The sequence below is a fragment of the Pseudomonas sp. NPDC088414 genome (genome assembly GCF_044753325.1).
Taxonomy (GTDB): domain Bacteria; phylum Pseudomonadota; class Gammaproteobacteria; order Pseudomonadales; family Pseudomonadaceae; genus Aquipseudomonas.
Map to the genome: position 1 here is coordinate 68381 of NZ_JBIVMY010000006.1, position 25143 is coordinate 93523.

Genomic DNA, 25143 nt, shown 5'->3' on the forward strand with positions numbered 1-25143 from the left:
TTCCATCAAACAGTCGTAAACGACACGGCCGGCAGCCTGAAGCTGTCTTCTCAACCGTGTGCAATCAAAGGTGCGGTGTTTACGCGTTGACGGGCGGGGCGCGGGTGCGGGCGCCGGGGAAGAAGGTCTGCCGGGCATGGCCCAGACGCGGGGAGGGCGGGGTGAAGGTGTTGACGTGGGCGATGCTGAACGTGGCAAACGTGCCGCCACCGGTCAGCGCCGGGCAGTTGAACAGCAGGCTGCAATAACCGCATTTTTCCCACAGGGCGTGGTGCGAGGATTGCGGCGGGCAGTGTTCGGCAGCCGGTTGTGCACCGTGCGCGGCATGATCCATGCCCGCCATGTCCATCGCCCTGTCCATGCTCATCGGCATGGACGTCGAGGCGTGCTGATCCATCGGCATCGACTGAGAAATCAGCGGGCCGATGAAGATCATCAACATGGCGAACAGGGCGATCCAGCTACCGCGGGTCAGAGTCTGGCTCTGGCGATGCAGGCGGGACGCCCCGGCGCGTTGCGGGCGCACGGGCGTGGTCAGCCGGATCGGTTACTGGGCGTGATCGTGTGCCTGGGTGTCTTGCGGTGGTTTCTTCTGCACGGCGACTTCGACGGTGACGTCACCGCTCTTCTCGAAGTGCAGGGTCAGCGGGAAGCGTTTGCCGTCGCTGAGCAGGCTGCGGTCTTTCGGGTTGAGCAGCATCACGTGATAGGCCATCGGCGCGAACGTGACCTTGCCGCCGGCCGGAATCACCACGTTGGGTACCTGCTGCATTTTCATCAGATCGCCCTGCATCACATGCTCATGCAGTTGCGCTTGGTCGGTGATCGGCGAATCAACGCTGAGCAGGCGGTCGTCGGTCTTGCCGGGATTGCTGATCACGAAATAAGCAGCGACGGTCGGCGCGTTGGGCGGCAGCTCCTGCGACCACGGGTGAGCGATTTCCAGCTCGCCGGCCTTGTATTCGTGGGCATGAGCGAAGCACGCCGGCAGCAACAGCGCAGCGATGACGAAGAGTTTGTTCAACATGGCAGTTCTCCAGAACGATGTGAAACGCAGTTCAATTGCGAGACAGATCAGACCAGAGGCGAGGCGCGGGGATTGAGGCTCGGCCATTGTTGGCGAGGTGTCGGTGTTTGCAACGAGGGCGGCGCCACGCTGCGATTGCTTTCGTAGCGGGCGAAATAGAGCTGCGGTGTATGGCCCGGCAACGCCAACAACGGCGCTGAACCCGAGCAGCACCAGCAATGCTGCATGTTGGAATGGTTGTCGTTGGCCGGGGCTTTCTGCTCCGGGGTACCGATGTTGATCGCCACCATCTTCGTCCCGCTGCCGGTGCAGAAGCTGCTCCACAGCAACTGTTCGGCCGGTGAACTGGCCGCCTGCGCCATCGCCCCGGTCATCGGCATGGCGAGCATGTTGAACAGCACTGCAAAGCAGGCGATCCAGGCAATGGCTAGCCGGTGTCGGTTCATGGGACAGATCCGTTGGGTGGGCGATCAGGCGCGGCTATTTAGCCTGATCAGGGCCGATAAGTAAAAAGGCGTCGTGCGGTTTGGTGTCGCAGATCAATCAAACCGCGACGGCGTGCAATCTCAAACCCAAAGCCTTCATGACCTTCATGATAGTTGCGAATTCGGGGTTACCCGTGCTGCTCAGCGCTTTATACAGACTTTCACGACCCAGGCCGGCATCGCGTGCCACCTGTGTCATGCCCTGAGCTCGGGCTATGTCATTCAATGCTGCGCGGATGAGCACGCCATCGCCTTCATCATCATCAAAGCAAGCGTCCAGATACGCCGCCATATCTTCGGGAGTTTTGAGGTATTCGGCGGCGTCGAAACGGGTGAATTTTTCGGTCATCGCAATGTTCACCTTTGGGCTCAAAAGCGGTGAGCATAAAACCGGGCATTTAGTGCAGACAGTCAGTGGTTCTTTAAGTGGTTGTACGTAGCATCCGGTTTAGGTGTAGGGCGCTGGAGAGAGGATTACAGTACCGGCGCCTTCGCGGGCAAGCCCGCTCCCACAGGATCCGTGGCATACACAAACTATGCAGTCGGCGCCGACCACTGTGGGAGCGGGCTTGCCCGCGAAGGCGTACTCGAGGTCTGCACTTGGTTAAAACCGGGTGAAGGAGGCAAGGGCAGCGAGGACTTCAGCCGTCGTCACAAACTCCCGATCAACCCCCGCCAACTCCGGCCGCTTCAACACCATCACCGGCACCCCAAGCTCCCGCGCCACTTCCAGCTTCGGCTCGGTCGCGGTGCTGCCGCTGTTCTTGCTGATCAGCACATCGATCTGCCGGCGTTCGAACAGTGCGCGTTCATCTTCAAGCAGAAATGGCCCTCGAGCGCCGATCACTTCGCAGCGTTCGTTGCCGGGGTAGACGTCGAGGGCGCGCAGGGTCCAGAACTGGTTGGCAGGGATCTCGTCGAGGTGTTGCAGCGGTTCGCGGCCGAGGGTGAACAGCGGGCGGCGAAACGGTTCGAGTGCTGCAGTCAGTTCGGCCCAGTCGCGGACTTCTCGCCAGTCGTCGCCCGGCTGCGGCTGCCATGCCGGGCGGCGCAAGGCCCAGCAGGGGATGCCGGCGAGTTGCGCGGCGCGGGCGGCGTTGTGGCTGATTTGCGCAGCGTAAGGGTGGGTCGCATCGAACAGCAGGTCGATGCCTTCAGCGCGAATGAACTGCGCCAGACCTTCGGCGCCGCCGTAGCCGCCGACGCGCACCTGGCAGCTCAGATCGGTCGGCACCCGGCCCACGCCGGCCAGGCTGTAAATGTGTTCTGGCCCCAGTGTGCGGGCGATGGTCAGCGCCTCAGTGACGCCGCCAAGCAACAGAATGCGCTTCATGCAAAACCTCCGGCATGGCCGACAATGCCGCCCTGGCGATCAATCGCAAACACCTCGACCTGCACCTGCGCCGGCACCACGCTGCGGGCGAAATTCAGCGCATGGCGGCAGACTTCATCGCCGAGGGCGACGCCCGCCGCGCTGGCCATCGCCAAGGCCTGCTGACTGGTATTCGCTTCACGAATGCTTTGCTGCAACGCCTGATCGGCGCCAATCGCCGCCGCCCATTCGGCCAGTTGCGGCAGGTCGATGCTCGAGTGCCGCGAATGCAGATCCATGTGCCCGGCCGCCAGTTTGCTGATCTTGCCGAAACCACCGCAAAGGCTGAGTTTATCCACCGGCACTTTGCGCAGATGCTTGAGTACCGCGCCGACAAAATCGCCCATTTCGATCAAGGCGATTTCCGGCAGGTCGTGGACCCGGCGCATGGTGTCTTCGCTGGCATTGCCGGTGCACGCGGCAATGTGCAGATAGCCATTGGTTTTGGCGACGTCGATGCCCTGATGGATCGAGGCGATGTACGCCGCGCAGGAAAACGGCCGGACGATACCGCTGGTGCCGAGGATTGACAGCCCGCCGAGAATACCCAGACGCGGATTCATGGTTTTAAGCGCCAGCGCCTCGCCGCCCTCGACGTTGACCGTCACCTCGAAACCGCCGGCATAACCGCTCTCGGCGGCGAGCAGGTTGAGGTGGTCGCTGATCATCTTGCGCGGTACCGGATTGATCGCCGGCTCACCGACGCCGAGCACCAGTCCCGGCCGGGTCACGGTGCCAACCCCCAGGCCCGCCTTGAAACTGATCCCCGGTTCGGCCTGCAAGCGCACGCGGGAATAGAGCAGCGCACCGTGGGTCACGTCCGGGTCGTCGCCGGCGTCCTTGATCGTCCCGGCCTCGGCGCCGCCGTCGGTCAAGCGGCAAAACTCCAGACGCATCTGCACCTGTTTACCCTTGGGCAGGACGATCTGCACGGCGTCCGCCGACGTGCCGCCCAGCAGCAGGCGCGCGGCGGCGAGGCTGGTGGCAGTGGCGCAGCTGCCAGTGGTCAGACCGCTGCGCAGTGGGGCGGGTTGTTCGGCGGTTTCGTCACGCATCGAGGGGTTTGACCAGATCCAGCAAGGTGATCGGCAGCGCCTGTCGCCAGGTGTCGAACTCGCCCAGTGGTTGCGCCTGAGCGACATGGATGCGTGTCAGTTCGCCGCCGTGGCGTTCGCGCCAGTGCATTAGCGTGACTTCGCTTTGCAGGGTCACGGCGTTGGCGACCAGGCGGCCACCGGGCTTGAGTTGTTCCCAGCAGGTTTCGAACACGCCTTCACGGGTCACGCCGCCGCCGATGAAGATCGCGTCCGGGCGCTCGAGGTCGGCGAGGGCTTGCGGCGCGCGACCGCGCACCAGTTGCAGGCCGGGTACGCCCAATGCGTCGCGGTTGTGTTCGATCAACGCCTGTCGGCCCTCATCCGCCTCGATGGCGATGGCCCGACAGCTGGGGTGCGCGCGCATCCATTCGATGCCGATCGAGCCGCAACCGCCGCCGACATCCCACAGCAGTTCGCCGGGGATCGGTGCGAGGCGGGCGAGGGTGATGGCGCGGACATCGCGTTTGGTCAGTTGACCGTCGTGCTGGAATGCCGAGTCGGGCAGCCCGGCAAGACGCGACAGGCGTGGTGCCTGCGCATCGCCCAGGCATTCGATGCCGATCACATTCAGATCGGCAATCGTTGGATCGCTCCAGTCATCGGCTGTACCGTCGATGCGCCGCTCGGCATCGCCCCCCAAGTGCTCCAGAACGCTCAGGCGACTGCCGCCAAAACCGCGCTCACGCAGCAGCGCCGCGACTGCCGCCGGACTTTGCCGGTCATTGCTCAACAGCAACAGGCGCACCCCGCTGAACAGCTGCGCATTGAGTGCCGCCAAAGGTCGCGCGACCAGCGACAATGTCACTACATCCTGCAACGGCCAGCCGAGGCGGGCGGCTGCCAGCGAACAGGAGGATGGCGCGGGCAGGATCAGCATCTCGGCACTCGGCACCTGCCGCGCGAGGCTGGCACCGACGCCGTAGAACATCGGATCACCACTGGCCAGCACGCACACGGCTTCGCCGCGTTGCTGCAAAACCGGCGCGAGGGAAAACGGGCTTGGCCACAAAGTGCGTTCGCCGCGAATGCACACCGGCAGCAAGTCCAGTTGCCGCTGACCGCCGATGATCCGCGAGGCGCCCATCAGGGCGCGCCGGGCATTTTTGCCCAGGCCCTTGAAGCCTTCTTCACCGATTCCCACTACCGTCAGCCAGGGTGTCATGCCGTTCCTCACATCGCTCGTGCCCGCTCAAGCGGCGCATGATAGCGCGGCTTCTGTTGTCTGGCGCTGACGCCTTGTCGCAGACGCTGGCAACGGTTGAAATGTTATGTGTTTCAAAACGGGTTGGCGAATTGAGCTCCTTTGTTATTTTGTTTTTATCAAGTTTGAAAAGTTATAGCTGAAAAAACTTGTAAGCCGTGCGTAAGTGTTCGGTAACTAATTGACGGACGCCTTGTTGGCGTCCACCTGCAATAAGGTTGGAAAACATGGATGACATAAAACATAACGCGACTTTAGTCGGCGACATATTGCTGGCCGGAACTCAGGGACAGTCTCGCGAGGATTACCAATTCGCCTTGAACTGTATTTATCTGGCACAACGCCAGGCAGATATCACTTACAAAAGTGAGACGCAACCGGGACGCTGGATCGATTACTTCGCCGATCTCCTGTGGTCACATGGCTGGAATCGCGATCATCGGCCGATAGAGCATGTGCAGCCGCAGTTCAATGGCAATGTGCGCAGGCTCTGGGAGGAAGTTGCATCGCCATTGCTCAGTCGTGATCAAGTGGACGGGGTTGACCGTGGACTGGTTGCGCTGGAAAGGGACATGGAACTTTTGAAAAAAGTCAAAGGCCTCAGTGGCAAGCTATTTGATTTGAAGATCATGCCGGTCAGCTATAACCCCAACGGCGATATGGAGTTGCTCGTCACCAATATCCGCTTTATTAAATCGAGTATGAATACTGAGTATTTTTTCTGGGATGTTTCGCAAGTCATGACTCAACTGGATGTAATGGTGCGCAAGGTGGTGATCAGCCGCCGTGTCATGGATGCCCGCCGCCTCAGTGTGCAGAAAGCCCTGGAGGGGGTTGCATTCGATTTTGAAGACTACGAACTTTGAACTCCGTGCGATGAAGCACTTTTACGTTGAAAAAGTGCCATCAGTGTAGTTTCCGACCGGCAGGCATTTTCATGCGCTCGGGCAAAGCAGGCATAATGGCGACCTTTCGCCCACCACAGCGCTGCCAGCCAGCCGGTCATCCCTTGAACGAACGTCCTCTGTCCACCGCTTTGCGCCCCTCGGCTTGTCCGGGGTTGCTGCGTATTGTCCAGGCGCTGGACGGCGGCATTTGCCGGATCAAGCTCAATGGTGGCTCGATCACTGCTGATCAGGCTGACGCGGTGGCTGATGCTGCCGAGCGTTTTGCAAGTGGCGCGATCGAGGCGACCAACCGCGCCAATCTGCAGATTCGCGGCATCGGCGAGCAGTCAGCGGCATTGATCGACAGTTTGCTGGCCGCCGGTCTGGGGCCGCAAACTGCAGCGGGTGACGATGTACGCAATCTGATGCTCAGCCCGAGTGCCGGGATCGATCGGCAACTGTTGTTCGATACCCGGCCACTGGCCGAACAGATTCTGGCGACCCTGCAGACGCATCCGCGCTTTCACGAGTTGAGCGCCAAGTTCGCCGTGCAACTCGACGGCGGGGAGGCGTTGGCGATGCTCGAGCATCCGCATGATCTGTGGCTGTCGGCGTTCGAACGTGACGGTGAAGTCTTGTTGGCGTTCGGTCTGGCCGGCTGCCCGACCGATCGTGCGGCCGGTGCCGTGACCGTGGAACACGGCCATGGGCTGGTGGTCGCGGTGCTGGAGTTGTTCCTTGAGCTGGCTCGCCCGGAACAGACACGCATGCGCCATTTGCTCGATGAGCTGCCGCTGCTGGCTTTTCTCGAACAGTTGCGCGAACGCGTAGCGATCAAAGCTGCCGTTGCTCGACAGCGCCCGCCGCTGGCGGATGCGCTGCATATCGGTGTTTACCGGCAAAATGCTGACGATAGGGTGTATGTCGGCGCGGTACCGGCACTCGGCCGTCTCGATCCGGCCATGGTGCGTGGCGCGGCCCGACTGGCCCGCGAGTACGGTGACGGCACCCTGCGTTTCACCCCTTGGCAAAGTCTGCTGTTGCCGAACGTGAAGCCCACCGACGCGGCGCAAGTCCTGGAAAATCTGACGCAATTGCACTGGCTGACCGACGCCAGCGAGCCGCTGTCCCGGCTGATCGCCTGCACCGGCTCCAGTGGCTGCGGCAAAGGCCTGGCCGATACCAAACACGACGCCCGGTTGCTGGCGACGCTGCTGCCACAGGCGCAGCACGTGCACCTGTCCGGTTGCCCGCGCTCTTGCGCTGCAGCCCATCGCACCCCGGCGACATTGCTGGCCGTCAGCCCTGGTCATTACGACCTCTATTTTCGCGATGCAGCGCTGCCGGGTTTCGGCGCGCTGCACGCACGCAACCTTACTATTGAAGCGGCCGCGACCCTGCTCGACGCCCGCTCACGGAGCCCCCTTGATGCTTGATTACATCCGCGACGGTCAGGAGATCTATCGCAACTCCTTCGCGATCATTCGCAGCGAGGCCAATCTGGCGCGCATCCCGGCCGATCTGGAAAAACTCGCGGTGCGGGTGATCCACGCCTGCGGCATGGTCGAGGCGGTCGATGGTCTGCAATTCTCCGAAGGTGCCGGCAAGGCCGGGCGCGATGCACTGGCAGCCGGCGCGCCGATCCTGTGTGATGCGCGGATGGTTTCCGAAGGCGTGACCCGTGCCCGTCTGCCGGCGAACAATCAAGTGATCTGCACCCTGCGCGATGACAGCGTGCCGGAGCTGGCCCGTGAGTTGGGCAACACCCGTTCGGCGGCGGCGCTGGAGTTGTGGCGTCCACACCTGGAAGGGAGCGTGGTGGTGATCGGCAACGCGCCGACCGCACTGTTTTACCTGCTGGAAATGCTCGACGCCGGCGCACCGAAACCGGCGCTTATCCTCGGCTTCCCGGTGGGCTTCGTCGGCGCCGCCGAATCGAAAGCGGCGCTGGCGGCTGACAGTCGCGGCGTACCGTTCGTGATCATGCAAGGCCGGCTCGGCGGCAGCGCCATGGCTGCCGCCGCAGTCAATGCCCTCGCCACGGAGATCGAATGATGCAGGCCAAAGGACGTCTGATCGGCCTCGGTGTGGGCCCCGGTGATCCGGAACTGATCACCGTCAAAGCCCTGCGTCTGTTGCGCGAGTCGCCAGTGGTGGCGTACTTCGTTGCCAAGGGCAAGAAAGGCAACGCGTTCGGCATCATCGAAGCGCATCTGCAGGATGCGCAGAATCTGCTGCCGCTGGTGTACCCGGTGACCACCGAAGTGCTGCCGGCGCCGCTGTCCTACGAGCAAGTGATCAGCGATTTCTACGATGAAGCCGCCGAGACCGTGGCTGCGCATCTGGACGCCGGCCGTGATGTGGCGGTGATCTGCGAAGGCGACCCGTTCTTTTACGGCTCCTATATGTATCTGCACGATCGGTTGTCCACGCGCTATGAAGCCGAAGTGGTGCCGGGCGTGTGCTCGATGCTTGGCGGCGCCTCGGTGCTCGGCGCGCCGCTGGTGTATCGCAACCAGAGCCTGTCGGTGCTTTCCGGCGTGCTGCCGCACGAGGATCTGAAGCGACGCCTGGCCGACGCCGATGCGGCGGTGATCATGAAGCTGGGGCGCAACTTTCCCAAAGTTCGTGCGGTGCTCGAAGAGCTCGGTCTGGCCGAGCGTGCGCTGTACGTCGAACGCGCGACCATGGCCAACCAGAAGATCGTGCCGCTGGATCAGGTCGAGCCGATGTCCTCGCCGTACTTCTCGCTGATCATCGTCCCGGGCGAACGGTGGCAAGGTTGATGACGCCATCCACACCAGCCATTGTCATCCTCGGACAGGGCGCGCTCGCCACCGCGCGGCGGATCCAGCAGTTGTATCCGACGGCGCAGATCCATGGCCTCGCCGGGCGTGTCGAAGGCGCCGACTGCACCTATCAGGAGTTCGGCGCGACCCTGCGTGAGCTGTACCAGCGAGACACGCCGATTATCGCCCTGTGCGCGGCCGGCATCGTTATTCGCACCCTGGCGCCGTTGCTGCTGGAAAAGGGCGCTGAACCGGCGGTACTCGCTGTTGCTGAAGACGGCAGCGCCGTGGTGCCGCTGCTCGGTGGCCTCGGCGGGGTGAATGTCATGGCCCGGGAAATCGCCGCGGCACTGCAGGTCGCCGCGGCGATCACCACCAGTGGCGAATTGCGCTTTGGCACTTGCCTGCTCAACCCACCCGGCGGTTATGCGCTGGCTGATCTGGAGCTGGGCAAGCGTTTCGTTTCTGATCTGCTGGCCGGACACAGTGTACGTATCGAAGGCGCGGCGCCGTGGCTGGAGCAGGCGCAGTTGCCACAAGACCCGCAGGCGCAGCGCTCGATTCATGTCGGCAGTGCCGAGCGTGTTGCAAGCGCCAACGAGTTGCTGATCTATCCGCGCAGCGTTGCTGTGGCGGTGAGTACGCAGGTGGACGATCTGCCAAATACCGTGCGCGCCGCGTTGCAGCAGGCCGGGGTTGCGCAGCAGTCGCTGGCCTGTCTGCTGGCGGCTGACACTGAAATGGCGTCGGCGAAACTGCGTGAAGCCGCCCTCGAACTGGGCGTGCCGCTGCGCTTTGTCGCGGCGCAAAAGGACCTCAATGAGTTGGCTCGTCAGGCACTGCCGCAGGCCACGATCAGCAGTGCCAACGGCTTGGTGATCGCGCGCGCCGAACAGCCGCTGGATGTCGCGCAAACCGGTCGTCAGCGTGGACGCCTGGCGGTGATCGGCCTCGGCCCTGGCGCTGCCGAATTGATGGTGCCTGCGGTCAAGGCGGAACTGGCGCGGGCCACCGATGTGCTCGGTTATGAAACCTATGTGCGCATGGCCGGCCCGTTTCGCGATGATCAGGTGCAGCACTGCACTGACAATCGCGAAGAAATGCAGCGCGCCCGCCACGCCTTCCGGCTGGCGGCCGAGGGCCGTTCGGTGATCGTGGTCTCGTCCGGCGACCCCGGCGTGTTCGCCATGGCCGCAGCGGTGCTCGAAGCATTGCATGAGTCGACCGATCCAGCCTGGCACAGCGTCGAGCTGGAAATCCTGCCGGGGGTGTCCGCTTCGCTCGCCACGGCTGCGCAAGCGGGTGCACCGCTGGGGCATGATTTCTGCGTGATGTCGCTGTCGGACAACCTCAAACCGTGGTCGATCATCGAGAAACGTCTGGAGCTGGCAGCCGAGGCCGATCTGGCGCTGGCCTTCTACAACCCGATCTCCCGCGCGCGTCCCTGGCAATTGGGGCGCGCGCTGGAAATCGTCGCGCAACATCGCACTGCGGCGACGCCCGTGGTGTTGGGGCGCGATATCGGTCGTCCGGGGCAGACCCTGCGCGTGACGACACTGGGACAACTGACCCCGGATCAGGTGGACATGCGCACCATGGTGCTGGTTGGTTCTTCAACGACGTGCACCTTTCCCAAGGCTGAAGGTGGCGAGTGGGTCTACACGCCGCGCTGGTACGGCGAAAAACCGCAGGCATGAAGGAGTGGCGAGAGAGAAACCTCTCTCGCCATGCGCATTTTTCCGCGCGATTGTTTCCGGATCTGACCGCGTCATATTGTTCAACGGGACTTGTAGGATCGGCTCCGCTTTTGCGTGGGAGTATTCTCGTTGCTTACATTCTGTTCGACTTATCTTGAATGCTGATAAATAGACCTGAATTTCCAGTTCTTATAATGCCGCATTCTGCTCAGGTATGTTTGATTTGTACATTGATTATCGAAATAACTGGTTGCTGTTACATGCGCTATCAGTTGCTTTTTAGTGGTCGATTTTGACATGTGTTGAAAGTTTTGAAGTTTGAGCTCCGATTTGTCAGAAGTTAGTTTGCTCTCCATGCAGGTGCCAGCGGGCACTCGTTAATGGTCAGGGCAAAGGAGCAACTTTCATGCAGGATCGAAGACCTCAAGACGCCAGCGGTTTTGTCAAATTCATCAACTTGTTCAAACAGGCTGATCTGGAACAGGCCATGTCGGCGCACCGCAATAGTGATTCTTATCAGTCAGTGTTGCGTTATTACTTTGCCTGTATCGGCTTACTCGATTCACCACGACTGATCGAGCCCTTGGCACTGCTCAAACAGTCGATCGGCCAGTTGATTGGTGCTCCACGCGAACACCAGCCTGATAGCCAGCCTGCACGGTTATTGCGTATCTATGACAGCATTCAAGCCTTCGAAACCCGGTTGCAAAACAGTTTGGCTTACGCGAAGAGCACCCCGACTGCCGTGCCCAGGAATCTGCACTTTATCTGGCTCGGTGGTGGAGTGGGCGAGATACAGCGTGACTACCTCAACCTCTGGAAACAGGTGCTGAACGGGCAAGGTTACAGTCTGCATCTCTGGTATGACAGCGACGCGTTGTTGGCCTGGCAAACCAACAAGCTGATCGTCGAGGCGGCCAAGGCTGACGCCCTGCAACAGGATGGCAGCGACAGTGTTTCCACAGACCAACTGAGCACGCTGTACGAAGAACGGGCCATCGTCCTTAAACAACAGATGTCCATGCACATCGATGCCGCATTGGCGCAGGGACTTTCAGCCGATGAAGCACGGATCGATCTGTTGGCTCGCGCCTATGGGCAGGACGCCGCGCAACTGGAGACGTTGATCGAGCAAAACCGCCGCAGTCTGCTCGAGCTCGCAGGAGGCGACCTGCAGTTGCGCGATTTGAACGCCCTGGATACTCCGCTGCAGTTGCAGGATATCTACGAGCGCGAAATCCGGTTGCGCGGCAATCTGGCCGCTGCTTCCGATGTGGTGCGCGCCGAGGCCCTGTACGATGAGGGCGGCGGTTATGCCGATGTTGATAATCTGCCGCCACTGGTCAAGACCCTGGGCGGCGTTGATATCAGCGGGTTTGACCCCCGGGCACGCGTTGGCGTTCTGCAACTGTTGCTCGATCACAATCGGCACTGGATGCCTGCACGCGAGGCGCTGCGCCACCAGTACACTGATTATCTGGCAAGCATTCCCGAGCAACACCGCGCCGCGCTTGAGACGTTTGCCCGGCAGCAACCGGCGCTGAATGAAGTGTTCCAGGCGCCAGCCGAGCTGCTCGTGCGCCCACAGGACTTGCGAGCAGTTGCTGTGCAGGGCTCTCTGAGCAATTCCTTTCTGATGGCCCATGCCCGATCGCCGATGCTCAAAAGCGTGATCGACCGGTTTCGCTTCAACTATGACTTCATCGACCTCACGACTCGACTGGCGGCCACGCGCGGTGTTGCGCTGAGCGATTTCCACGGCATGTCGACGCTTGCGCGCGAGGTATTCGAGGAAAACTGCGGGCCCATTTCTGCTCTGTCCTCGATCGAAGGTTCTACGGCTAACGAACTGATTCTGGCGGTCGCCGGGCATTTTGAAGACGGCATCCGTCCGCAGAGCGAATGGACGATTTTTCTGACTGGCCCGACCGCGATGCGTGCTGGCATGCGCGATTATGAGCGGCACAACTTCGTCCCGCGTGAAGATGAGACCGTGCGTCTCGAGACTGCCATAGAACCGCTCTGGATGATCAATGACAAGACCGAGGAGGAGCAGGATCACTCTTGGAAAGACAACGCCGGCGATGACGAACAATGGGTCATCGACGAGCAGCAGCGTTGGCGACAAGGACGCTTCAGTGTCCGTTACAACGGTGATGTTGCAGCGCTGCTCAAGCAGCAGACTGTGACGTTCGAAGAGGGTTGGCCGATCATCGAGGGGCGGCCGGTGCTGCTGACGGAGGTCTTGCAAGGAATGATCGACCGACTCGGTGCACCGTTCCTGGCGGCGATGAGGCAAGGTCATAACGGTCCGCTGATTTTTCCCGCCGGGCCGGGGCTGGGTTTCGATGAACGTCAGGCCATCAAGGCCCAGCCTGTCAACTTGCAAGCTCCGGCGTCGCTCAGCGATACGCGGATTCAGGGACTGGCGCTGGATGAGTTGCTAAGCGGTATTGCCGAGGGTTCGCTGCAGTTCTTCCAGGTCAGCCCTTTGCAACGAGTGGTGTTGGGACAGCTGCTCGGCGCACGTTCACTGGATAACTCAAGCTTCACGCAACTTGCCGCCGAACTCGAAAACCTCGCCAACAGCGTTGCCGAGGTGGGAGCGTCAGTGCGTTATGCGGCCATTGAACGCCATCTGTATCAGCATCGTGCAGCGCAATTCATGGCCGGTCTCGCCAGTCATGCCGACCAGCCGATGGTGTCGTCGGACAGCGCGTTGACGTTGAAACGAGCCGCGCTGTCGCAGGCGCATACGCTGTTTCAATGGGGGCGTCATGTTGCTCATATCCAGACCATCGCCACCCGTGAGCATCGTGAGCAGGTGATCCTGCGGCTGGGTCAGGTACTGGGGCAAATCGAGGCCAGTGACGTCAAGCTGGTGCCGCAGGATCTGTTGCTCCAGGGGCCGGGTGATCCCGGTGGCCGCTGTTACCCGCTGGCGCTGATCATGAGCGCGGCTCTGGAGCACGGCGATGCAGCGTCGCGACGTTTGCGCGAGCGATTTTTCCTGACCACTGCCGAGCCGCATCAACCCGATTCAATGGTATTTCTGGAAGCACTCGAGGAATTGCGCGACGTGCAATTGCACGACATCGGCAAGCCGCTGGGACGTGTCGAACTGCAGCAGCTTGGCGCAACGCTGGAAGGGTTCGCCAGCTCGCGCACGCTGATGCTCAATTCGGACAACCACGCCATGCTGGTGGCGAAAATCTACAAGGGTGAACACGCCACCTATCACTTCTATGATCCCAATTTCGGCGTGTTCGAGTTCACCCAGGCGGACCAGTTCCAGCGGGCACTGACCGACCTGTTCCAGAAGCAGGGCATGGCGAAATACTATGCGGCCTACGGCGACGCCGCCCGCCCGACGTTTGATCTGATCGAGCTGCAGGGGCAAAAGATATCGGCTCTGAACCTGTCTGGCGGATTTCATGTCGGGCAACTGCTGGAGTCCGACAATGTCCTGTCGGAACAGACGCAACGGCCGATCCGTCGGCGCCTGAGCAGTGCCCGCGGCCATTCGCTGGTCAGCAATCCGCATCTGGGACGCAGCCTGCGCGAGCTGGACAGTCACTGGTGGGGACATCAGATTGCCCTGGCGACTGACGCTTTACAGGCCTTGCATGCTTCGGCAAAACCGCTGGTGCCGGTCTTCGAAACCCTGGAGATAACGCCCACCGGCGAGTACCGGATCAATCTGATCGATCCGTCGCAGGCCGAGCATGTGGTGCAGGTGGTCAGCACCGATCATCGTCTGCTGCGCATCAGAAATTACCTGTCGGAGCAGTTTTCGGCACTTGGCACTCGAGCCGCGCCGCAGATGGCAGAGGCGGGTGCCGTTCACACCCTCAATACCGGCTTCACGATTCAGGTACTGATGAACGTCCTGCGTGGACGAGAGGGGGATGACCGCACCTTGACCACCGCCGTGCGGTTGCACGCTTACGTCAATTACGCACAACTGGTGCACGGCAATGTCACGGATGTCGCCGGCCTGATCAGTCTGATCAAAACCGCACTCAATGAAGAGAAGATCATCGCCCGTACCTGTGCGCCGGTGGTGGGCGAGGCGCTGGGCCATGTTGCCAACGAAGGCGTGGGCGCGGTGCTGGGGCTGGCCAATGTCGGCTTCGACATCTATCAATTGGCGACCGCGGACAATGAGATCGAGCGCGCGCAGTTCGGTACCCAATTGGCCTTCGACTCCGCCAGTCTGGCGTTGACCGCTGGTGGCCTGGGAGCCGCCACGGCGGGCGCGGCGACTGCGGCAGCCGTGCTCGGCGGGGCCGGAGTGATTCTGGGCGGATTGGCCGTGGGGGTGGCGGCCCTGGCCCAGGGGTTTGCCAGGATCGCCGAGCAGGCGCAGGAGGTCGGGCTGTTTTTCGATGATCTGGAGCGGGCCTGTCGGGGTGTCGGTTATCGGTATGACGATGGGCTTGGGGCGTGGGTCGCTCACCCCTCGCTGGTCGTCCATGGCCTGGACTTCACTCGCGCCAGGATGGTGCTCGACAGTCCGAAGGTGTATCGGCTGCGCGATCATTTCGGAGTGCCGGATTTCAATCCGGATGATCAACAGGCGCTCGATCTGCGGCGTGAACTGGGTCTGCCCGGTTACATCCGTTTTGACCCACCGCCCACGCAACTGGTTGTCCTGCCGTGCACGCCGACCACGTACTACGGTTACGAATACAAGGCGCTGCCATTCTCGACACTGCGTCACGACACCGGCTTCGATACAGCCCGCAAGCTGGAGAAGAAAGATGCGGCTGGCCAGTGGCGGTTTCTGTTTTCGTTCTATTCCTTTCCCGTCCACTACATCGTCAACCGTCTGGCACCGTCGTATCGGCCAACCGTGATCGAGGTACGGCTGGATGCCCGAGAACGTGCGCTGGCGGTGCCAATGATGCCCCCCGTCTGGCACGACAAGGTGTCGTACCGCATCGAAGGTGCGGGCGGCGCCTGTTCACTGATCCTCAATCGCGGGGTCAATGTCCAGTTGCAGTCGCCCAGCCTGCAGCTGTGCCGCTGGAATCTGCTAGCCACCTGGGCCACCGAGAGCGATGTGCGGATCGACGTCGGCGGGGTTCTTTCTGTGGCTGGCGTGCAGGTGACGTTCGACGGCAAAGGACGGCATGAGGTCATGCTCCAGCTGAATGGGCAGCAATTGTTCAAGGTCAACCGCAGTGACAGGCGACTGGACATTGTCGGGCAGAGCGCGCCAGTCGGGGAGAACGAGCAGTCGCTGCTCACGCATTACCAGATGCTGGCGCGGGAGCATCGGCTGGTGCTGCCGTACACACCGGTTCATCACTTTCCGATTCCTTTCGAGCCCGAGGGTCAGCCGCGTCACACCACAGCCTGGTACGACGCCGCCGGGGATCGCTTTCTGTACATTCGCAGTGAAGAGGTACTGGCGGCCGATGAAATGCTGCTGGCGGCGGTGGTCGGCGATTCTGCCTTTTTCTATGAGGTGCACAACTACGATATCTGGCAGGTCGACGCTGTCAGCGGTCTGCTCAAATACCGTTACCGGCTGCTGGTGATGGAGGGGCAGTGCAGCGTTCGGCGTATCGATGTCGATGCCCAAGGCGTGCTTCATATCGAACAGCAATGGCTGGGTCCAGATCAGCAAATCACGCAGCTCAACTACCTGATCCATGAGGGCCTGCTGCAACTGGTGGCAGTTACCCGAGAGATTGACCGTGATCTGGGCCGCCGAGTGTTCGCCCACCCGACCTTGACGGATTGGTCGGTGGTGCTTGGTCACTCTTTCACGTTAGCCCCGGTGCCCGAGCGCGCAGGCGTCAGCACCGTCGACTGGCAACCGGCCGCTTACGTGTCGGTCTGCTGGGCGTTCGATCCGGACCAGCGCGACCTGGTCTGGATTCGCAGCCGTGACCTGTTGTGCATTCATCCGTTTGCCTTCGGGCATACCCGCGGCTGGGCCGATTCGATCAAGCATCTGGGTGAACTGTTGCTGCTGCCGGTCGACGATGAGCACGAGCTGTTCTTCATCTACGACCGGCGGGCGCAAAAACTGTGCAAGGTGCAACGTCGCGGGCCCGCTGGCAGCGAGCGCTGGCCGGCGCAATGGACGCATCAATGGCTGCAGCCTGATGGGCTCAGTGACGTGGTGCCGGTACAGGACGGGTATCTGGCCCTGACCGACGACGGTCTGTTCTTCAACCTGAGCGCAGAGGGTGAAGTGCTGCTGGGTGGCTTGAGTGAGCGCTGGCTCAAGGGACGTGCACATTGGTGGCAAGCACTCGAATCGCTGGCGACGAAATACCCGGTCAACAGTTTCGCCGTTCTGGGTCTGCGCAACGCCGCCGGTGATCGCAGCCTGTGCGCCTGGTATGTGGATAACCGTCTGCTGTTGTGTGACCCCGGGCATGAACGGGAAATGCGTCTGCTCGGGGTCACACCGGACAACCAGGCGGTCTGGCTGCTCGATGTCGCCAGCGGTGAGATTTGCAGTCAGCGGTTCTTCGACAGCCGGCAACTCGAGTCAGCGTTCGGCGACGGCGCACAGTTACTGGCAAGCGACTTGCTGCCCGCACCGCAGGCCGAGTGGGACGACTGGCGGTTCAGCGCCGTGCGCAATGACGGCTCCGGTCTGTGCGGGACCTCGTTCGACGGCGTGTCACTCAAGCTGCGATATCAGGAAGCTGAGCGAATCATTGGCGTCGATCATCACTGGGCAGGCGAGCACGCGACGCATTTGCCGCAATCTCTGCAGGCATTGCTGGAGACCGCCGAGCATGAGCCCTACATCGCCGTGGAGTCCGGCGCGGGCAGCCTGCAATGGTTCGACGTGGCGAATGCACAACTGATCCGGGTAGCGGACCAGGACCTGCCGCACGATTGCGAATTGCTCGGCACCCGCCATCGGCATGTGCTGTTGCACGAGCCTCAGGCACACCGCGTGCACGTCTATCCCGATCAGCAGAGCATCGGCCCGTTCGAATACATGCGGCGCGACGCCGAGGTGTTGGTGGTCGAGGGCCAGAACAAGGTCGAAGACCTGTTGCCACTGATCGCGGATGACGTGAGCTGTCTGGTGTTGCGCCTGGGGCAGGGCGGCGTGACGTATCACCTGTCGAGGGCCTGCTGGCTGCGGCTGGATTCAGTGATCGTCGATTGCCGTCACCCGCTGGGCGAGGTCCCGGCGATTCCCGGCAAGCTGGTCTGGGCGCTGGAAGCACCGCAAACACTGCAACTGTCGTTTGTCGACGAGCACTTGCTGATCGTCGATCCGGATCGCCAGCACAGCCTGATCCTGCGGGATGTGTGCTCGGTGGATCCGGCGATGCGTGGCGACGTCTTCCTCGGGTTCGAGGGCGGGCGTTCCCATGCGGTATCAAGTCTGGTGCAGAGGCTGCGGGAAATCGTCGGAGCCGATGATGCCGACGGCAGTGCAACGCTGGCGCAGTTGCTGGGAGCGGTGCCGGCCTGACGAAAGTCTTCGTTGGGCTTTTCTGAAGTTTGTTTTCTCTCTGTGTCGCGACGGCTCGTGTCGTCGTGATGCATTCGCTTGGCTAAAAAAAGGAAATTGCGTTGAGCACTATGGATGAAGTCAAGATGGGCGGTGTGTTCACCGATCTTGTTGCGCGTACTGAACTTGAGTCTGTCAGCGGTAGCCTCGGGGAGGCTGCTTTGCGCTACTACGACGGGGCCGCTGCGGCCACCAGTCTTCCGGAACAACTGATAGCGATCAGGTTGCTCAAGGACGCGATTGAATCAACACAGCTGGATTCTTCGGATGATCAGGTCAAGACGCTGCGCCTGAAACTGGGCGACTATGATCGCCGCCTGACCGCTACCGTGGAGATGCTGTCCGCTGGCAAACCGATACCGCGCATCATGCATTTTGTCTGGGTCGGTGGCAGTGAGGTTGGACCGAACCAGCGCGACTACATGAACATCTGGCGCAAAGTGCTGGCGTCGCAGGGCTATGCATTCAATCTCTGGTATGACAGTGACGCACTGCTGGCCTTTGAAATGAACCGGGTGATTCTCGACAGTGCCCGTGCGGACACGATGAAGGTATTAAAGGACAAAAAGGTAACCCCGACGGAACTGTCGAGAATGATCGAAGACCGCGCCCGGGTACTCAAGCAGCAGATGTTCGAGCACTTGAAGCAGCCACGCTGGGCCGGACGTGCGGACGAGGCGCGGATCGACCTGATGGTGCGCGGTTATGACAAGGACCGTGCGACGCTCGAAGCCTTCCGCCAGAAATGTCTGGACTCGCATCAGGCCATGGTGGGTGAGGACTTGCGCCTGCGCGATGTTCGCCAGGAATTTGCCAGTCACTTTCTCGCGGACGTCTACCAGCGCGAAGTCGCCATGCGCGGCAACTTTGCTGCTGCCAGTGATGTGGTGCGACTGCAGGCCGAGTATCTCGAGGGCGGGCGTTACAGCGACATGGATTATTTGCCATCGCTGATCGAGAGGCCGGGCGGCGTGGACATCAGTGGTTTCAGCAAAGACGCGAAGATCGGTGTCCTGCAGTTACTGCTCAACCATGACGATGCGTTGATGCCGGGGCGGGATCGGCAACGTTATGTCGACAGAACCGGGCATATTCCCGCCGAACATCTCGAGGCACTGAGCGCATTCGCCCGGAGCAAACCGGGTGTGGAGCAGATTTTTGCTGCACCGTTGCCGACGTCGTTGCCCCAGAATGCCATCGGGCGCGGTGCGGCCTGGGGCGATACTGCGGGGGGTGAAATGAATGCCTATATTCTGGCCCACCCTGGCAGCGGCATGGTCAATGCGAGCATGCACTACATCCGGGTAGCTTATGACTGCCTGTATGAGGTTGAGCGCCGCATGAGCCTCGCAGGTGTGACGCCATCAGATGCGTCATCAGTCCAGGATATTGCAATCAAGGTCGTCTCTGAAGCACAGGCTGATGGGCGTTTGCCAATTACATCGTCTGAGTATTCGTCACAGAGGCTCATACGCGCCATAGCCGAGTATTATCAGGACGGGATTCGTTTCGATGCCTTGGGCACCATCTACATGACCGGTCCGGGCGCACTTGACGGCGGTGTAATCGGCTATGTCGAAAGAGAACTGCAGCGTGAGCGACTGACCACCATTCGCGAACATATGAAACAGGTCGAGGGCTTCAACGTCTTCACCGAAGAGGAAATGATCTCCGGTTGGGCAGTCAAAGACACCCCCGAAGACTGGCTGGCAAAAGAACATGAGAAGTGGAACTCGGGCAAGCTCAAGTCGCGCTACGTCGGTGATCTGTCCGATTTGCTGAAAGAGTCGAAGCTTGCGTTCAAAGGTGGCTGGCCGTTCCTTGAAGGCAAGCCGGTGTTGCTGACCTCGATCCTGCAGCAACTGCTGGATGAGCTCGGTGAGCCGTTTGTGCGAGCCATGAATGATCGCTTGACCGGTGATGTGACGTTCAACGTCCCCATCCGCCTCGATTTTGATACCCGACATCAGGTGATGAACCAGACAGTCAAGGTTGCTCCAACGTCCATTGGTGCCGAGTCATTGGGCAATCTCAATGAGGCCTTGGCGCGCATCGCCGCAGGCAAGTTGCCACTGGATCAGTTGAGCCCGTTGCACCGGGTGATGTTTGGCGGTCTGTTCGGCGCCGCGACGCTCGATCAGGCCGGTTTCGCTGACGCCTGGGCAACCACGGTCGCCTTCGCCGAAGCTACGCGCGACCGTGGCCTGATCGCGCGCTACGAGGTGATCGAACAGACACTGCTCAGTCGCGATCCTGCACCGGTCGAGGCGCGAGTCAATGCATCGGAGCGCGAATCGGTCGGACAGAACTCCTGGGTGCTGAAGGCGCAGGCATTTGCCGAGCCGATCAGCGTACGGCAATGGCGCGAGTACGTGAGCCAGGTCGAAGTCGCCGCCATGAATGAGCGCCAGGCGTCGATCATCTCGCGGCGCGAAGCGGTGCGCGAGGCGTTCTTCGAGGCGGGCGCATACATGGCCAGGCAATTGCCACAGGATTTGCTGGTGCGTGGTGCCGGGGATCCGGGCCGACGTTGCTATCCGCTGGCGTTGGTCATGGCCGCCGCGCTGGAAAAAGGTGCTTCGGCGGAGCGCGCGTTGATCGGCAAAATGGCGCTGGCCAATCTCACTCCCGACGCGCCGCCAGCTCATGCCCTGCTCAGGGTGCTGGACGAGTTGCGGACCGTACCTATGGCGCGGTTCGGCGAAAAGAGAGCGGAGGCGAACCTGGCCACTGTGATGCAGGCGCTGGAGGCGAAAACCACTGCCGGCAGCCTGTTGCTCAACACAGACAATCACTCGATGCTGGTGAGCAAGGTCGTGGCGCAGGGCGAGCAGGGTAAGCCATCCTATCGTTTCTACGATCCCAATTTCGGGCTGTATGCGTTCGCTCTGATCGAGGATCTGCAGAAAGGCGTCCAGCGCTTCATGCAGGATAAGGAGACTGTCAGGTTATATGGTCTGGAGCAGGCGTCTGCCAGCGTTTTCGAGGTCATCGAACTCAACGGTGCAAGCATTGCCGGTCAATCGTTACCTTCGGATATCCGCGTTGAGCATTTGTTCAGCAATGATCCGCTGGGCGGCGGGCGTGCCGTCGAACCCTGGAGTCATCATGCCGCCTTGCGCGCGCGCTCCCTGTCAGAGAACGCGCGTCTGGGGCAGGCGCTGAGCAGTGTGGACAGCCGCAAGTGGGCTCGGACGATCGAAAGCGCGACCCTGCGGTTACAGGATCAGCATCAACTGTCCCGTGACTTCGTGCCGGTGTTCGAATCTTTGAAAAGTACGGCGCAAGGGCGCAGCGAAATCACCATGGTCAGTGCCAGTGACCCGCAGCGCACACGCACGGTGCAGACAGATGACACGCGCCTTTCAGGGATCAAGTCTTACCTGAGCGATACGTTTGAAGCGTTGTCCGGCAGACGCGCGGGAACACCCGTGGTCGATCCGACGGATGTCGGTGCGGTGCACACGCTCAACGCCGGATTTGCCATTCAAGCCCTGCTGCTTGGGTTACAGAGCGCGGAGTCCGGAATGGGGTCGACTGCGCTGACGTCGGCCGTGCGCATCCACGGTTACCTCGCCTACGCGCAAATGGCTCACGGGCTGGCGGTCGACGCAGTACAACTGCTGAATCTGGTGCGTCATGCCTTTACCGACGGTCTGCGGGTGGCCCAAACCACCTCGTCGATTGTCAGTAATGCGCTGGGCAGCGTCTTGAACGAAGGTGTCGGAACCGTTTTGCAGCTGGCCAGCATCGGCTTCGACATTTATCTGTTGGTCAATGCACAAAACGATATCCAGCGTACGGTTTACGCCACGCAGTTGGCCTTCGATTCCGCCGGACTGGCGCTGGGTGTTGGCGCTTTGGGCGCCGGTATTGCCGGCGCGGGCACGGCGGCGGCCTTCCTCGGCGGTGCCGGGGTGATTCTGGGCGGGCTGGCGGTGGGGATCGGCGCCCTGGTCGAGGGGTTCAGCGGCAGGACGGAGCGTGGACGACGGATCGGCCGGTATCTGAATGATGTGCATACGGCTTATCGACCGCAAAGTCATTCGGTGCAAGGCAATACCTACATCGCCAATCCTTGTGCGGTCTATACCGGGCTTGATTTGCGCAAAGGGCTCATTACCTTCGGCCACCACAAAATCTTCGCAGCGGACGATTACTCCGATCTGCATCCGCCCAGGATCGTTGGGGATCGCAGCAAGGCTTTCAGCATTAGAGAGACCCTCGACCTTGGTGGCACGATTTCCCTCGATATGACTCCTGGTATTGAAAGCGTCGTGCTGCCGAGTTTGCCAGAGTGCTTCCTGGCCTACGAGTACGGTGGTCTACCCCTTTCGACAACGCTCAGAGAAAACCTGGAAACGGCTTTGGCGCTCGAGTACGACAGGGAAGGCAATCGGCAATTCTGGTTCACTTTTTACCGGGTGCCGACCGAATACATCATGGAAAAGATGGTGCCCAACTACGTGGAAACCCGCGTCAGCGTGGCGATTGGCCCTGGTCAGCGTTTTCTGCACGTCCCCCCATTGCCGCAGGAGGTACACGGTTACCTTTGCTATGACATCGATGCCACTGGCGGACACTGCTCGATCGCTTTGGCTGAGGGCGTCAAGTCGTTGCGGCTGCAGGTTTCCTCCGATGATCCAATGGCGTGGTCATTGCGTGCCCCATGGGTAAGCGCGGCGGCGGTGAAGCTTGAGCAGAATACTTTTCAATTGGGCTCGATGCGGGTGGAGGTGCCCGCCAGGAGTATCGTGTACCTGCAACTCGCGGAGGGCTTTTATCAGGTGGGCTGGGCAACGGGAGCGCTGCTCTTCGCTGAACTCGACGCGCTCAACGATGCCGACGGCACAGCCACGCGCAAGCATTTGCGCGAACTCGCCCGCGCCCATCGTCTGGCCGATGGCCCGACGGTCATCCGCAACTATCACGATCCCCTGACTGGGGTGCGTACCACGGCCTGGTACGACCACACCGAAGATGCCATGCACCTGGTGCGCGGACTGGACCCACAGTATGCGGCGGAGATCTGCATGGGACCGACCGTCGGCGAGGAGATGTTTTACTACTGCCCGGTGCAGGGAGTTATCTGGCGAACGGATCTGGTCACCGGGCAGATCAAGCGCAATTACCGGGTGATGAGGATGGAGTCAACGAGCAACGCCTGCATTGTTTCGATTCAGGCGACGCCAGAGGGTGTGCTGCAGGTGGTTCAGCGCTTTGAGGACATGTGGGAGCGCGCCTACAAGATGACTTACCTGCTCGATGAAGATCACCTTGTCATTACCGCGATTTCCGATATGAATCCAGGCCACCCATCGCTCATTCGCCTGGAGCGCGGCAATCTTGCGCGTTTCCTCCGACTGCACGGCGCCGGATACCATGAGGCGCTTGATGATCAGAGCGTGGAATTCACACTGGGCGCAATGATTGCGCTCGATAGCTTCGACGATAATTTACGCAAAGCCACCCGAGCATGGATGCGCACTGAAGATGAGCGACTCATTCAACCATTGTTGCGCAACAATGAAGACGCAGCGGATTTTCTCGATTGCGAACTGCTTGATCCGCATCAGGCCTCCGGCGATACAGTGTTGTTTCATCATCTGGGCCATCGCCTCGTTTATCGCCAGCGCATTCCCGCAGCGGATCAGATACCCGAGACCTTTGCGCAGAGTGTCTTGTCGTTCGAAGTGCAGCATATTCACCGCCAAGGCGGGCAATACGTCATTCTCACTGACGACGGCATGTTGTTCCAGATGAGTGGCGACGGCCAGACGCGTCTGGTGGGGCTCAATCACACATGGCTGCCGGCCTGGCGACAGCGTAATAATCCCGGCGGATTCCAGTGGTGGGAGACGGTCGCGGTCAACATCGAAAACTGGTCTGCCGATGGCGTGGAGGTCGGAGGTATCACTGATGCAACGGGCAAGACATCGCTGTATGTCGTCTATCTGGATCAGCAATTTCTGATTGCCGACACGGCGGGCAAAGCCATGCGCGTGTTGAGACTGACGCCTGATAAAAAAGCGGCGTGGATAATGGACTGGGCAACCGGACGAATTTATCGTCAGCCCATCATGGCACCGCAAAGCCTGGTGGCAGCATTCGGTTCGGGGACACGTCTGTTGCAGGCGGATTTGCTTGCCCCGATGCAGCGAGTCATGCCTCGGCACACTTTTGCCTGGGCCATGCCCCATGCATCAGGCCTGCGCGCCCGCCGGCACGACCATGTGCTGTTCGACATGTTCGAAGGAGAGCCGCTGCGTATCGTCGGCGTGGAAGTCGAGTTTTTCAACGGCGTGGTTTCCCTTCAGGCACGGGAGAAAAAGCTGGGACGGTTGCTTGCAGGTCAGCATAGCGCTCCATACCTGACTGCGGGCAAGAGTGATGGTCTTTGCCGCTGGTATGACGTCACTGCCGGCCGTCTGCTAAGCGTCAAGGTGGCAGGGGGTGACTGGCCGCACTATCTAGGCGTGGCAAACGGTCAAACCCTGGTGCTGCATGACCCGGTGACAGGCCAATTGTTTGGCAACGCCAATGAAGACGGCACACGCATTGATACATGGATGAGTGCGGAAGGGGTCAGCCGAATAGCAGAGACGCTGGTTATCGATGGCATCAAGTCATCGGGCAAGGTTGCGCCGGTGCCGGATGGCGTCAATACGTTGGTATTGCGTTTTGCGGAATCCGCCGCCTACCTCTCGCTCAACCAACAGAGCTGGGACAGCCTTGACTGCCTGATTGTCGACCTCGACTTTCCGGAGGCGGCAAAGATCCATCTGGCGCTGAGACTGGCGCCAGTGCAGCGCTGGCTGGTCTCGATGTCAGGCGGTCACCTGCTGCTGACGGATCCCGATTCGGGAAGCAGCATCATCTTGCGCAATGCCACGAGCCTTGATGCGGCACGGCAACAGAAGGTGACACTCGGTATCCCTTTACCTGACGAGGCCACGGTGAACGTTAGCCTGGACGAGCTGATGAGCGAGATGGTCACCGAAACCTTGCTGGAACTCGGTGCGTTGTTCGGGCTGTCCAGCGACCAGTAAGCCATTGCGAATTGGCAGATCAGACCGGGCTGCGGAGGTTT

General features: G+C 60.9%; 14 protein-coding genes. 7 read left to right on the forward strand and 7 right to left on the reverse strand.

Annotation, left to right across the window (positions count from 1 at the left end; genetic code table 11):
- Positions 1–79 precede the first annotated feature (79 nt).
- The 7 genes from ACIP8I_RS08975 to cbiE all read right to left on the reverse strand — a co-directional run bounded on the left by ACIP8I_RS08975 (position 80) and on the right by cbiE (position 5143).
- A complete protein-coding gene (locus ACIP8I_RS08975; protein WP_400760344.1) occupies positions 80–526 on the reverse strand; it encodes a DUF2946 domain-containing protein in 447 nt (148 codons plus the stop codon).
- A gap of 21 nt (positions 527–547) precedes the next feature.
- Positions 548–1027: a copper chaperone PCu(A)C gene (locus ACIP8I_RS08980; protein ID WP_400760347.1), complete on the reverse strand. Its 480-nt coding sequence runs from the start codon at positions 1025–1027 to the stop codon at positions 548–550.
- A 47-nt stretch (positions 1028–1074) separates the two neighbouring features.
- On the reverse strand, positions 1075–1473 hold the full coding sequence (locus ACIP8I_RS08985; RefSeq protein ID WP_400760350.1) for a DUF2946 domain-containing protein: 399 nt from the start codon (positions 1471–1473) through the stop codon (positions 1075–1077).
- A gap of 97 nt (positions 1474–1570) precedes the next feature.
- Entirely contained in the window at positions 1571–1861 is a 291-nt protein-coding gene (locus tag ACIP8I_RS08990) for an addiction module antidote protein (RefSeq protein WP_003221244.1), read from the reverse strand.
- A gap of 255 nt (positions 1862–2116) precedes the next feature.
- Complete coding sequence (locus ACIP8I_RS08995; protein ID WP_400760353.1) at positions 2117–2845, reverse strand: cobalt-precorrin-6A reductase; 729 nt, start codon at positions 2843–2845, stop codon at positions 2117–2119.
- Entirely contained in the window at positions 2842–3939 is a 1098-nt protein-coding gene (locus ACIP8I_RS09000; protein ID WP_400760355.1) for a cobalt-precorrin-5B (C(1))-methyltransferase, read from the reverse strand. Before ACIP8I_RS09000 ends, ACIP8I_RS08995 begins: the two co-directional genes overlap by 4 nt.
- Complete coding sequence (gene cbiE, locus ACIP8I_RS09005) at positions 3932–5143, reverse strand: precorrin-6y C5,15-methyltransferase (decarboxylating) subunit CbiE (protein ID WP_400760358.1); 1212 nt, start codon at positions 5141–5143, stop codon at positions 3932–3934. The genes ACIP8I_RS09000 and cbiE overlap by 8 nt, the downstream gene beginning before the upstream one ends.
- Positions 5144–5409: 266 nt before the next feature.
- Between cbiE and ACIP8I_RS09010 the strand changes: the two genes are divergently transcribed.
- The 7 genes from ACIP8I_RS09010 to ACIP8I_RS09040 all read left to right on the forward strand — a co-directional run bounded on the left by ACIP8I_RS09010 (position 5410) and on the right by ACIP8I_RS09040 (position 25102).
- Complete coding sequence (locus tag ACIP8I_RS09010; protein ID WP_400760360.1) at positions 5410–6048, forward strand: hypothetical protein; 639 nt, start codon at positions 5410–5412, stop codon at positions 6046–6048.
- 158 nt (positions 6049–6206) lie between these two features.
- Positions 6207–7505 (forward strand): precorrin-3B synthase, encoded by a 1299-nt coding sequence (gene cobG, locus ACIP8I_RS09015; RefSeq protein ID WP_400760491.1) that lies wholly within the window; start codon positions 6207–6209, stop codon positions 7503–7505.
- Positions 7498–8124, forward strand: a complete 627-nt coding sequence (locus ACIP8I_RS09020; protein ID WP_103520958.1) for a precorrin-8X methylmutase — start codon at positions 7498–7500, stop codon at positions 8122–8124. Before cobG ends, ACIP8I_RS09020 begins: the two co-directional genes overlap by 8 nt.
- Positions 8121–8855 carry a precorrin-2 C(20)-methyltransferase gene (locus ACIP8I_RS09025; protein ID WP_007967900.1) on the forward strand — a complete coding sequence of 245 codons (735 nt, stop codon included), beginning with the start codon at positions 8121–8123 and terminating at the stop codon, positions 8853–8855. The genes ACIP8I_RS09020 and ACIP8I_RS09025 overlap by 4 nt, the downstream gene beginning before the upstream one ends.
- Positions 8855–10555: a precorrin-3B C(17)-methyltransferase gene (gene cobJ, locus ACIP8I_RS09030; protein ID WP_400760363.1), complete on the forward strand. Its 1701-nt coding sequence runs from the start codon at positions 8855–8857 to the stop codon at positions 10553–10555. Before ACIP8I_RS09025 ends, cobJ begins: the two co-directional genes overlap by 1 nt.
- 406 nt (positions 10556–10961) lie before the next feature.
- Positions 10962–18014 carry a TcdA/TcdB pore-forming domain-containing protein gene (locus ACIP8I_RS09035; protein ID WP_400760365.1) on the forward strand — a complete coding sequence of 2351 codons (7053 nt, stop codon included), beginning with the start codon at positions 10962–10964 and terminating at the stop codon, positions 18012–18014.
- A gap of 110 nt (positions 18015–18124) precedes the next feature.
- Positions 18125–25102 (forward strand): TcdA/TcdB pore-forming domain-containing protein, encoded by a 6978-nt coding sequence (locus ACIP8I_RS09040; RefSeq protein ID WP_400760493.1) that lies wholly within the window; start codon positions 18125–18127, stop codon positions 25100–25102.
- Positions 25103–25143: the final 41 nt, after the last annotated feature.

Coding starts and splice junctions, on each gene's coding strand:
- ACIP8I_RS08985 (WP_400760350.1), bottom strand. CDS start 1,473: ATGAACCGACACCGGCTAGCCATTGCCTGGATCGCCTGCTTTGCAGTG.
- ACIP8I_RS09035 (WP_400760365.1), top strand. CDS start 10,962: ATGCAGGATCGAAGACCTCAAGACGCCAGCGGTTTTGTCAAATTCATC.
- ACIP8I_RS09010 (WP_400760360.1), top strand. CDS start 5,410: ATGGATGACATAAAACATAACGCGACTTTAGTCGGCGACATATTGCTG.
- ACIP8I_RS09025 (WP_007967900.1), top strand. CDS start 8,121: ATGATGCAGGCCAAAGGACGTCTGATCGGCCTCGGTGTGGGCCCCGGT.
- ACIP8I_RS09020 (WP_103520958.1), top strand. CDS start 7,498: ATGCTTGATTACATCCGCGACGGTCAGGAGATCTATCGCAACTCCTTC.
- cobJ (WP_400760363.1), top strand. CDS start 8,855: ATGACGCCATCCACACCAGCCATTGTCATCCTCGGACAGGGCGCGCTC.
- cbiE (WP_400760358.1), bottom strand. CDS start 5,143: ATGACACCCTGGCTGACGGTAGTGGGAATCGGTGAAGAAGGCTTCAAG.
- ACIP8I_RS09000 (WP_400760355.1), bottom strand. CDS start 3,939: ATGCGTGACGAAACCGCCGAACAACCCGCCCCACTGCGCAGCGGTCTG.
- ACIP8I_RS08990 (WP_003221244.1), bottom strand. CDS start 1,861: ATGACCGAAAAATTCACCCGTTTCGACGCCGCCGAATACCTCAAAACT.
- ACIP8I_RS08995 (WP_400760353.1), bottom strand. CDS start 2,845: ATGAAGCGCATTCTGTTGCTTGGCGGCGTCACTGAGGCGCTGACCATC.
- ACIP8I_RS09040 (WP_400760493.1), top strand. CDS start 18,125: ATGGATGAAGTCAAGATGGGCGGTGTGTTCACCGATCTTGTTGCGCGT.
- ACIP8I_RS08980 (WP_400760347.1), bottom strand. CDS start 1,027: ATGTTGAACAAACTCTTCGTCATCGCTGCGCTGTTGCTGCCGGCGTGC.